The sequence below is a fragment of the Flavobacterium sp. MDT1-60 genome (assembly GCF_014844035.1).
Taxonomy (GTDB): domain Bacteria; phylum Bacteroidota; class Bacteroidia; order Flavobacteriales; family Flavobacteriaceae; genus Flavobacterium.
In genome coordinates this window covers 1,654,298-1,666,119 of sequence record NZ_CP062159.1, presented here as the reverse complement: position 1 = coordinate 1,666,119, position 11,822 = coordinate 1,654,298, and the positions used below count along the sequence as shown (strand labels likewise).

The window sequence follows — 11,822 nt, the reverse complement described above, 5'->3', positions numbered from 1 at the left end:
TTTTATATGTGTTTTGTGGAAATTATTTTTCGATCTCTCTCATAGAATCCATTTTTTTATGTGCTAAGAAACCGGCAACATCTTCAAAATGTTCTTTTACTCTTTTGTTTCCAAACTCAAAAACTTTAGTTGCTAATCCGTCAAGGAAATCACGATCGTGAGAAACCAATATCAAGGTTCCGTCGAAATCGCGCAACGCATCTTTAATAATATCCTTAGTTTTCATATCCAGGTGATTCGAAGGCTCATCCAGAATCAATAAGTTAACTGGCTCCAGCAATAATTTTATCATTGCCAAACGCGTTTTTTCTCCACCTGACAACACTTTTACTTTCTTGGTAATATCATCACCCTGAAACATAAATGCTCCTAAAATATTTTTGATCTGAGTTCTAACATCACCAACAGCAATATTATCTATAGTTTCAAAAATAGTAGCATTTTCATCTAACAATGAAGCCTGGTTTTGGGCAAAATATCCAATTTGTGAATTATGTCCAATATCCACACTTCCTTCATCGATACCAATTTCTTTCATGATCGCTTTGATCATAGTCGATTTACCTTCTCCATTTTTACCTACGAATGCTACTTTTTGCCCTCTTTCAATAACAATATTCGCATCTTTGAAAACAACGTGATCTCCGTAAGATTTAGACAAATCTTTTACAACTACAGGATACTGTCCTGAACGCGCTGCAGGAGGGAATTTTAATTTTAATGCTGAATTATCGACTTCATCAACCTGAACAATCACCAATTTCTCCAACATCTTAACACGTGACTGAACTGCATCGGTTTTAGAAAACGTTCCTTTAAAGCGATCAATAAAAGCCCTGTTATCAGCAATCATTCTTTGTTGCTCATCATAAGCTTTTTGCTGGTGAATACGACGATCTTTTCTCAACTCTAAATAATGAGAATATTTCGCTTTGTAATCGTAAATTCTTCCCATTGTAACTTCAATAGTACGATTCGTAATATTATCAACGAATGCTCTATCGTGCGAAATTACCACAACTGCCTTTGCAGAATTAATTAAAAACTCTTCTAACCACTGAATACTTTCAATATCCATGTGATTTGTTGGCTCATCCAGTAAAATCAAATCCGGCTTTTGCAAAAGAATCTTAGCTAATTCAATACGCATTCTCCATCCTCCTGAAAATTCAGAAGTCTGACGAGTAAAATCTTCACGTTCAAAACCTAAACCAATTAAAATTTTCTCAACTTCAGCTTCGTAATTTACTTCTTCAATCGCATAAAATTTCTCACTTAAATCAGAAACTCTTTCGATCAGCTTCATATAAGCATCACTTTCATAATCAGTACGAACGGTTAATTGCTCGTTGATTTCATCAATTTCAGCTTTCATTTTAAAAATCTCACCAAAAGCTTTCGAAGCCTCTTCCATTACAGTTGAACCATCTTTAGTCAATAAATGCTGAGGCAAATAAGCCACAACAGCATCTTTTGGAGTCGAAATACTTCCGGTAGAAGGTTTGCTTTGACCAGCGATTATTTTTAAAAGTGTCGATTTTCCCGCACCATTTTTACCCATAAGGGCAATTTTATCATTTTCATTTATAGCAAAAGAAACATCGCTAAATAATGTAGTTCCACCAAACTGAACCGAAATATCGTTAACTGTAATCATTACTCTCTGTGAATTTGTTTAATCGGTTAATCGTTTATTTGACTACCCATTTTTTTCGTGGTGCAAAGATAGATTAATTAGATAATTTGGCAATTAGATAATTAGATAATTCTCCTTAAAGACAAAAAGCTTTTTCAAACATAAAAAAAGCTCCGTAAAGCTTTTAAACTTTACGGAGCAAATATTTTAATTATCTCGTTGCCACATTGACTAATTATCTAATTAGTCCTTTCTCCATTTTTTGGTTTCTTCAAAAATGTGCTCTAAGATTGCTGATTCCGTTTCATCGAACTCAATATTTCTGCGTCCCATAACAAGTTTAGCCGTTTCAAAAGCTTTTTTGGTTACGTATGTTGTAAATCCGGCAGCCCCTCCCCATGAGAAACTCGGAACAAAATTGCGAGGAAAACCGCTTCCAAAAATATTAGCACTTACCCCTACTACAGTTCCGGTATTAAACATGGTGTTGATACCACATTTACTATGATCTCCCATCATCAAACCACAAAACTGAAGTCCGGTTTTAGCAAAACCTTCTGTTTCATAGCTCCATAATTTCACTTCTTCGTAGTTATTTTTCAGATTCGAATTGTTGCTATCTGCACCAATATTACACCATTCACCCAAAACAGAATCACCTAAAAATCCGTCATGTCCTTTATTGGAATTAGCAAAAAGAACCGAATTTTTAACTTCTCCTCCAATTCTTGATCCAGGACCAACCGTAGTTGCACCATAAACTTTAGCATTCAGTTTTACTTGCGCATTTTCGCATAAAGCAAAAGGACCACGGATTACAGTTCCTTCCATAATTTCGGTATTCTTACCTATATATATAGGACCATTCGAAGCATTCAGTGTTACAAATTCTAATTTTGCTCCTTCTTCAATAAAAATATTTTCCGGCGCAATTACATTTACACTTTTCGGAATTGGCTGTGATTTTCTATCTTCCGTTAAGAAATTAAAATCAGCACGAATTGCAGCATCATTTTTAGAGAAAATATCCCAGGTATGTTCGACTGTTAAACAATCTTCATTAAATTGAATGATTTCATACGAATCGAAATCAACTTCTTCCTGATTTTCAGTTGTAAAAAAAGCAATCACATCATCTCCTTTAAAAATAGCCTGATTTTCTTTTAAATCAGAAACCATTTCGACAAGCCTATCATTTGGCAAATACGACGCATTTATCATCACATTTTCTTCCATTTCCACCATCGGAAATTTGGCAGATAAATAATCTTCAGTAATAGTTGTTATGGTTGAGCCCAAACGTGCTTCCCATTTTTGACGAATTGTCATAATTCCGATTAGAATATCAGCCACGGGCCTTGTAAAAGTAAAAGGTAATAAAGCATTCCGGACTGGACCGTCAAAAAGAATGTAATTCATAAATATTTAAATTTGGTACTTATTAAAATCTTGATTTGGTTATCGAGTTCAAAGTTACAAATATTTTATTTGTTTAAATAAATCAGACTTTTACTAAATCAATACCAAAGTGAGAATATCGCATAAAAAAAGCCTTCCGACTGGAAGGCTTTTATATGAATAAAAACAGTTATTAGTTTTTAACGTGTTTTGCGTATTTAGTTTTAAATTTATCAATACGTCCTGCAGTATCGATAAGTTTAGATTTACCAGTATAAAAAGGGTGAGATGTTCTGGAAATCTCCATTTTTACAACTGGATACTCAACTCCGTCAACTTCAATTGTTTCTCTTGTATCTGCAGTAGATTTAGTAATAAAAACTTCGTCATTTGACATGTCTTTAAATGCAACTAATCTGTAATTTTCTGGGTGAATTCCTTTTTTCATCTTTTCTTTTATTTATTGTTTAGAGTATTTTTATTTTGAAGCTTTTCCATGGTTAGAAAAAGGTGTAAACAAAGGATACTCTTTTTTTGTTTAAAAATTTAATTATTTTTGAGTGTGCAAATTTACAATTCTTTTTTAATAAACAAACATTTAGCTCATTTTTTTTAGTGAAATTCAAAAAGTTTTTTTTATCTGCGATTATATCAGGAATTGCTATATTTGTGGATTAATTTTAAAACATATAGAAATATGATTAATGAAGTTATAAAAAAGAACGGGATTACTTACGGTGTAATGATTGGAATTGCATCTGCTTTAATAACTGCAACTATCTATGCGGTTGATTTAAATTTGTTCACAGCATGGTGGATGGGATTAATAGGAATCGCTATCAGCTTAACTATTTCTATCATTTTACTTTCTAAAACAAAGAAAGAACTAAATGGCGTTTTTAGCTTTAAAGAAGCTTTTACTACTTATTTTATTGCTGCGGTAATCGGAATTCTGATTTCTACTCTTTTTAATATTATTCTATTTAATGTTATTGATCCTGGTGCGAAAGACACTTTAAGTGAGTTAATGATTAAATATACTGTTGGAATGATGCAAAAATTTGGATCACCAGCTTCAGTTATTAATGAAACTATTGCAAAAATGAAATTAAGCAATCCTTATTCGACTTTAGAATTAATAAAAGGATCTGTTTTTGCGATCGTAATAAGTGCAATTTTCGGTTTAATTTTTGCGGCATTTTTTAAAAGCAAAACTACACAAGAATAAAAAAAATAAATGAATTTATCTATACTTATACCGCTTCTAAACGAGGAGGAATCACTTCAAGAACTCTATTCGTGGATTATTAAAGTGATGCAATCTAACAATTACTCTTATGAAATCATTTTTGTAGATGATGGAAGTACGGATGATTCCTGGAATATTATTGAAAGTTTTTCAAACGAAAACCCGAATGTAAAAGGAATTCGTTTCATGAAGAACTTTGGAAAATCACAGGCATTGCACGCTGGTTTTGCCAAAGCAAAGGGCGACGTCATTATTACTATGGATGCCGATCTGCAAGACAGTCCTGATGAGATTCCAGGATTGTTTGAAATGATTACCAAAGAAAAATTTGATTTGGTTTCAGGTTGGAAAAAGAAACGCTACGACTCTGTTGTGGCAAAAAATTTACCTTCAAAATTATTTAATTGGGCTGCCAGAAAAACTTCAGGAGTTGAATTGAATGATTTTAACTGCGGATTAAAAGCATACAAAAACACCGTTGTAAAAAACATTGAAGTATCAGGTGAAATGCACCGATACATTCCGGTTTTGGCAAAAAATGCCGGTTTTAACAAAATTGGGGAAAAAGTTGTAATTCACCAGGCTAGAAAATATGGTGAAACCAAATTTGGCATGGATCGTTTTATCAACGGTTTTCTTGATTTGATTACGATTTGGTTTTTATCAAGATTTGGAAAAAGACCAATGCACTTATTTGGTTTATTAGGATCCATTATGTTTATGATTGGATTTTTGTTAGCTTTATACTTAGGAATCGATAAGTTATTTATTCACAAAACAAGCCGTTTAATTACTGAAAGACCCCATTTTTATTTATCAATCACATCAATGATAATAGGGACACAGTTGTTTTTGGCCGGATTTTTAGGAGAAATTATTTTGAGAACCAAAAGTAATGAAGCGCGTTATAAAGTTGCCCGAGAGGTTAATTTTTTAACATAAACCTAGCCCTGATGGGAGGGAAAATCCTTTTGTGATGGTCCCGATAGCTATCGGGAGACACAAAAGATTGAAAGGACACAGGACACGAGTGGAGCGAACTGCTGAAGTAAATAGCTCCTGAAAATTATTATTTAAATATAAAAAAATACGAATGATGAATATTGCACCTAATATTTTGAATGCTGTAAACGAATGGCTGACCCCTACATTTGACAAAGAAACACAAGCGGCAGTTAAAGAATTAATGACAACGTCTCCTAAAGAACTTGAAGAAAGTTTCTATAAAAATCTTGAATTTGGAACTGGTGGAATGCGTGGTGTTATGGGCGTTGGAAACAACAGAATTAACAAATATACACTTGGAAAAAACACTCAGGGTCTATCTGATTACTTACATGAAGTTTTTCCAAACCAACCTTTAAAGGTTGTTATTGCTTATGATTGTCGTCATAATAGTAATACGCTGGCTAAAGTTGTTGCTGATGTTTTCTCTGCAAACGGAATCCAGGTTTATTTATTCTCAGATTTAAGACCGACTCCGGAATTGTCTTTTGCCCTTAAATATTTAGGCTGTCAATGTGGAATTGTATTAACAGCTTCACATAATCCACCGGAATATAACGGCTACAAAGTATATTGGGAAGATGGTGGACAAATTGTTCCGCCGGAAGATGCTGCAATTATTAACGTAATTGAAAATTTAGGCTACGACAAAATTAAATTTAATGCAAACGAAAGTCTGATTCAATACATCGATACAGAAATCGACAAGGCTTTTGTGAAATCGTCTATTGAAAATGCCAGTTTTAATACTCCGGCTGAAGCAAAAGATAATTTGCAGATTGTATTTACTTCATTGCACGGAACTTCAATAAAATCTGTTCCGGATACATTATCTCAGGCAGGTTACAAAAATGTACATATTGTACCGGAACAAGCTATTCCTGATGGAGATTTCCCAACGGTTAAATCTCCAAATCCAGAAGAGCCGGAAGCTTTGACTATGGCTTTAGCTTTGGCAGATAAAACAAATTCAGATATTGTTGTTGGAACGGATCCTGATTGTGACCGTTTAGGTGTTGCCGTTCGGAATAATGATGGTAAAATGATTTTGCTTAACGGAAATCAAACCATGATTTTGATGACTTCTTTCTTATTGAAACAATGGAAAAAAGCCGGAAAAATTAACGGAAAACAATTCGTTGGTTCTACAATTGTCTCTACGCCGATGATGATGGAATTAGCAACAAGCTATGGTGTTGAATGCAAAGTTGGATTGACAGGTTTTAAATGGATTGCCAAAATGATTAAAGATTTCCCTGAACTTCAATTTATTGGAGGAGGTGAAGAAAGCTTTGGTTTTATGGTTGGTGATGCTGTTAGAGATAAAGACGCAGTTGCTGCTACCTTATTAATATGTGAAGTTGCTGCCCAGGCTAAAGCTGCCGGAAGCACTGTTTACAAAGAACTTTTACAACTTTATGTTGAACATGGTTTTTACAAAGAATATTTGGTGTCATTGACCAAAAAAGGAATGGAAGGTTTACAGGAAATTAATCAAATGATGATTGATTTACGTGAAAACCCTTTGAAAGAAATCAGCGGACAACGTGTAATTATGGTGGAAGATTACCAATCATCAATTGCTTTGAATTTATTGACTGGTGAAGAGTCTGTAATGGATATTCCGAAATCAAATGTATTGATTTATTATACGGAAGATGGTTCTAAAATTTGCGCAAGACCAAGCGGTACTGAACCAAAAATTAAATTCTACATTAGTGTAAATGCCGAATTAGAATCGGTTCAGGATTTTGATACTGCTGAAAAATTCTTAGATCAAAAAATAGAAAATATTATTGCAGGAATGCAGTTGAAATAATAAAATGAGTGACAAACCTGATATAAATGATCAGCCTGAACTATTAGATTCAATAATTGGATTAATAGATCAGAGCCGTCATTTTGTTGCTAAAACAGTTAATCAGGAACTAACTCTATTGTACTGGAAAATCGGAAAAACAATCAATGAAGAGATTCTGAAAAATGATCGAGCCGATTATGGAAAGAAAATAATTCCTACACTAAGTGAAGCTTTATCGAAAAGATATGGAATAGGTTTTAATAGAAGAAATCTACAAAGTTTTATAAAGCTAAATACTATAATTGAAGACTTTACAATTTTGCACACAATGTGTGCAAAATTGAGTTGGTCCCATATTAGAAATCTAATTTACATTGAAGACGCTATAAAACGTGAATTTTATATTCAAATGAGCATTCACGAACAGTGGAGTGTAAGAACTTTACAAGAACGAATTGACAGTATGCTTTTTGAAAGAACTGCTATGAGTAAAGAGCCTGAAGAAACAATCATTAATGACTTAGCTTTATTAAAAAACGAAAAACAAATTAGCCCCGATTTGACTTTTCGAGATCCTTATTTTTTAGATTTTTTAGGACTGCATGATAGTTATTCTGAAAAAGATTTAGAAGGTTCCATACTGGCTCAACTCCAAAATTTTATTACTGAAATGGGCAGCGAATTTGCTTTTCTTGCCCGCCAAAAAAGAATAACAATTGATGATGAAGATTTCTACATCGACTTGCTTTTTTACCATCGTGGCCTCCGCCGTTTAGTTGCTATTGACTTAAAACTTGGAAAATTTAAAGCAGCTTACAAAGGCCAAATGGAATTATATCTGCGTTGGTTAGAGAAAAATGAACAAAAAGAAGGCGAAAACAAACCAATTGGATTAATTTTGTGCAGTGAAAAATCTCCTGAACAAATTAATTATTTAATGCTTGACAATGATGAGCAAATCAAAGTTTCAGCTTATTTAACCCAATTACCAGAAAAAAAATTATTGCTGGAAAAACTCGAAAGAGCTATTGCCATAGCAGAAAATAACATCAAAAAATAAATGAGTAATTTCAAAAAAATAGTTCCTTTTATATATCCGTATAAAAAATACGCATTCCTAAACATCTTTTTTAATGTTTTGTATGCACTTTTCAGTACACTTTCTTTTGTTGCTTTAATACCAATGCTTCAGGTATTATTTGACCAAACTAAAGAAAGAAAAATAAAACCCGTATATCAAGGAATTTTAAAACTCCAGCAATATGGAGAAGATTATTTGAGCTATTACATCACAACAACAAAAGGCAATCATGATCCGGGCTACATTTTATCTATAATGGTAGCGATTATAATTTCAATCTTCTTATTAAAAAACTTAGCAGATTATTTAGCTATGTTTTTCATCACTTTTTTGCGAAATGGTGTTTTGAAAGATATGCGAAATGCGTTGTATAAAAAAACATTGGAGCTTCCTTTGGCTTTTTATTCCGAAAAAAGAAAAGGAGATGTTATTTCCAGAATTTCTGCTGATGTAAATGAGGTTCAAAACTCATTTTTAGCCATATTGGAACTTATTGTAAAAGAACCATTAACAATAGCTTTTACCATAACAACAATGCTAATTATTAGCACAAAACTAACACTATTTGTTTTTATTTTTATTCCTGTATCCGGTTATATTATTTCATTAATTGGAAAACAACTTAAAAAACAATCGACTAAAGCACAGCAAGAGCAAGGTACTTTTTTATCTACTATTGAAGAAACTATTGGTGGATTGAAAGTCGTAAAAGGATACAATTCTGAAAACTACTTTAATACGGTTTTTCAAAACTCAACTGAACGTTTTTTTACATTATCAAATAATATTGGTAACCGTCAAAACTTGGCTTCTCCTGCCAGTGAGTTTATGGGAATTACCGTTATTGCTATTTTATTATGGTATGGAGGGCAAATGGTTTTGATCGACAAAACGCTGAGTGGCCCTTCATTTATTGCCTATATGGGATTAGCTTATAACATCCTAACACCTGCAAAAGCAATCTCTAAAGCTTCTTACGGAGTAAAAAGAGGAAACGCTGCTGCTGAACGTGTTCTTGAAATTTTAGATCAGGAAAACCCAATTGTTTCAAAACCTGATGCAATCGAAAAAACAACTTTTGATGATATTATCAGCGTTCAAAATATCAATTTCAAATACGAAGAAACAAGCATTCTAAAAGATTTTTCTCTTCAAATTAAAAAAGGACAAACTGTTGCTTTGGTTGGACAATCTGGAAGTGGAAAAAGTACCATTGCTAATTTATTAACTCGCTTTTACGATGTAAACGAAGGAACAATTTCTATTGACGGAATTAACATCAAAGACATGAGTTTGTACTCGCTTAGAAATTTAATAGGACTTGTTACGCAAGAAATCACTTTATTTAATGACACAATAAAAGCCAACGTTTCATTAGGAAAATTAGATGCCACTGATGATGAAATCATCGAAGCGTTAAAAATCGCTAATGCTTACGAATTTGTAAAAGATCTACCGAAAGGAATTTATACCAATATTGGAGACAGTGGAAGCAAAATTTCAGGTGGACAAAAACAACGTTTATCTATTGCCAGAGCGGTATTAAAAAATCCTCCAATTATGATTTTAGACGAAGCTACATCTGCATTGGATACTGAAAGTGAAAAATTTGTTCAGGTTGCTTTAGAGAATATGATGCAGAACAGAACTTCGATTATAATTGCCCACCGACTTTCTACAATTCAGAAAGCAGACGTGATCATTGTAATGCAAAAAGGAAAAATAGTTGAACAAGGAACTCACGATGAGCTAATTGCACATAACGGCACTTATCACAAATTGGTAACGATGCAGTCTTTTGAATCATAAATAAAATTTTATCCATAGATTACGCAGATTAACACAGGTTCTTTTTTATAAACAATGAAATAAAATCTTTAAATCTGCGTGATCTGTGGGATTTTTTTGAACATAAAACTATCTAAATCTTAAAGAATGTATCTTAATAATCCAAATATAAGGCTACCTGAAGATCCGGATACTATTGTTTGGAAATATCTGGATTTGTCTAAATTTTTAGATTTATTATTGTCTAAGAAATTATTCATGTCTCGTTCTGACAAGTTCGAAGATCAATATGAAGGCACTTTTAGCGAACCTACTTTTGAAGAGATTAAGAAACTCGCCATTGATAATCCCGACTTTTTAAAGTATTACAAAACACAACGTGAACAAGTTGCTATAAGTAGCTGGCATATTAACGAATATGAATCGTTTGCTATGTGGCAGATTTTTACTCAAAACAGTGAAGGATTAGCGATTCAGTCGACAATTGGAAGATTACAGAAAGCTTTGAAGCCGGAAAATAACTTTGATCAGTATATTGGCGAAGTCAATTATATCGACTATAAAAAAGAGTATATTCCGTTTGATGATTTATTTTTCCCGTTTTTGTTTAAGCGAAAAAGTTTTCAGTACGAACGTGAAGTCCGTATTATTACAGATACTTCAAAAAGCACCATAAAACTGAACGACGGTTTAAAAATAAATGTTGACATCAATCAATTAATCGAAAAAATATACATTCATCCAAAATCTGAAAACTGGTATAAAAAACTTGTTATTGAATTGGTAGAACGTTTGGGATTTGGTTTTGAAATCGAAAAATCAGATTTGGAAAGCGATATTTTGATTTAGTTTTTTTTTAAAGTTACTAAGGTTCTAAGATGCTGGCTTTTTAAGCTACAATTATAAAGATTTAAAAAATACTTTTCAACTCTACGATAAAAAAAAGCCAGTTAAAAATTAATTTTTAACTGGCTTTTTGCAAAGATTCGAAAAACCTTGAAGCTTCGTAGTATCTCAGCACCTTAGAACCTTATATCGGTTTATAATTTTTAATTTCCCATTTTTTAGAGGCCAAATCAATATAGTTGTAATGCAACACATCGTTTTTATCGAATTGTCCATTTTGATTGGTATCTTCAATAGTTCTAAAATAAATACGATTTTTAGATTCGACCAAACTCCAATCTACTAATTCCTGAAGATCCGGTGAAACTTTAGTAAAATTCTCTCCGCTAATATCACTTAAATACAATGTTTTAATATCACCTGTATCTATTTTACCATCTTTATTGGTATCAGAATCAGTTAAAGTGTACACCATAATTTTGTTCAGAGTGCGATCTGCAATTGCTTTTAAATAAGTAGCCGTTAAAATCAAAACTGGTTTATCAGAAAGAGGACGAATAGAATCTGAGTCAATTCTTTGAAATTTCAGGTTTTGTAAATAACCCGTAATTTCATATTCGCCAAGGTTCGAAATAGTAAAACTAACATCATTCACACTCGATGATCCGTAACGTGCTTTTGTTCCTTTTTCAAAAACCCTTAAATCTCCAACAGGATGAATTAAATAATTCGTTCCTTCCATCTGAATTGGTAAATCAGCCACTTCTATCTGGGTAGAATCTGTTTTAGTTAACACTTTTGCCTTATTTGAAGCATCATAAATCACTTTCGGCTTCTGAGTGTCATCTTTACAACTCACTACTGTTCCGATGATTACTAAGGCGATATATTTTAAATAGTTTTTCATTTACAAAGATTATATTCAATTATCAAATATACTATTTTTGATTGTAATTTTGGTTTTTATTGAATTTTCTAAAAATGACAACATAACCTGATTTCTTTAACGCAAGAAACT

Annotated in this window: 10 protein-coding genes; 6 read left to right on the top strand and 4 right to left on the bottom strand. The window is 32.6% G+C overall.

Features of this window, described 5'->3' with window-relative positions; genetic code table 11:
• Window positions 1-22: 22 nt before the first annotated feature.
• The 3 genes from IHE43_RS07070 to IHE43_RS07060 form a co-directional block, all read right to left on the bottom strand.
• The gene (locus IHE43_RS07070) at window positions 23-1,657 is read right to left on the bottom strand and encodes an ABC-F family ATP-binding cassette domain-containing protein (RefSeq protein WP_192187287.1); all 1,635 of its coding nucleotides are present in this window, start codon (window positions 1,655-1,657) and stop codon (window positions 23-25) included.
• Window positions 1,658-1,879: 222 nt separating this feature from the next.
• Window positions 1,880-3,055, bottom strand: a complete 1,176-nt coding sequence (locus IHE43_RS07065) for a GlmU family protein (RefSeq protein WP_192187286.1) — start codon at window positions 3,053-3,055, stop codon at window positions 1,880-1,882.
• Between the two features lie 172 nt (window positions 3,056-3,227).
• Window positions 3,228-3,482: a type B 50S ribosomal protein L31 gene (locus IHE43_RS07060; RefSeq protein WP_026984106.1), complete on the bottom strand. Its 255-nt coding sequence runs from the start codon at window positions 3,480-3,482 to the stop codon at window positions 3,228-3,230.
• A 249-nt stretch (window positions 3,483-3,731) separates the two neighbouring features.
• On the opposite strand from IHE43_RS07060, the gene IHE43_RS07055 reads away from it, so the two are divergent.
• The 6 genes from IHE43_RS07055 to IHE43_RS07030 all read left to right on the top strand — a co-directional run bounded on the left by IHE43_RS07055 (window position 3,732) and on the right by IHE43_RS07030 (window position 10,807).
• Complete coding sequence (locus IHE43_RS07055) at window positions 3,732-4,262, top strand: DUF4199 domain-containing protein (RefSeq protein ID WP_192187285.1); 531 nt, start codon at window positions 3,732-3,734, stop codon at window positions 4,260-4,262.
• Between the two features lie 9 nt (window positions 4,263-4,271).
• Window positions 4,272-5,225: a glycosyltransferase family 2 protein gene (locus IHE43_RS07050; RefSeq protein WP_192187284.1), complete on the top strand. Its 954-nt coding sequence runs from the start codon at window positions 4,272-4,274 to the stop codon at window positions 5,223-5,225.
• 154 nt (window positions 5,226-5,379) lie between these two features.
• Complete coding sequence (locus IHE43_RS07045) at window positions 5,380-7,107, top strand: phospho-sugar mutase (protein WP_192188174.1); 1,728 nt, start codon at window positions 5,380-5,382, stop codon at window positions 7,105-7,107.
• Between the two features lie 4 nt (window positions 7,108-7,111).
• Entirely contained in the window at window positions 7,112-8,149 is a 1,038-nt protein-coding gene (locus IHE43_RS07040) for a YhcG family protein (RefSeq protein ID WP_192187283.1), read from the top strand.
• A complete protein-coding gene (locus IHE43_RS07035) occupies window positions 8,150-9,979 on the top strand; it encodes an ABC transporter ATP-binding protein (RefSeq protein ID WP_192187282.1) in 1,830 nt (609 codons plus the stop codon).
• Between the two features lie 126 nt (window positions 9,980-10,105).
• On the top strand, window positions 10,106-10,807 hold the full coding sequence (locus IHE43_RS07030) for a DUF2971 domain-containing protein (RefSeq protein ID WP_192187281.1): 702 nt from the start codon (window positions 10,106-10,108) through the stop codon (window positions 10,805-10,807).
• 181 nt (window positions 10,808-10,988) lie between these two features.
• Here the strand turns inward: IHE43_RS07030 and IHE43_RS07025 are convergent, their stop codons facing one another.
• Complete coding sequence (locus IHE43_RS07025; protein WP_192187280.1) at window positions 10,989-11,711, bottom strand: hypothetical protein; 723 nt, start codon at window positions 11,709-11,711, stop codon at window positions 10,989-10,991.
• Window positions 11,712-11,822 lie beyond the last annotated feature (111 nt).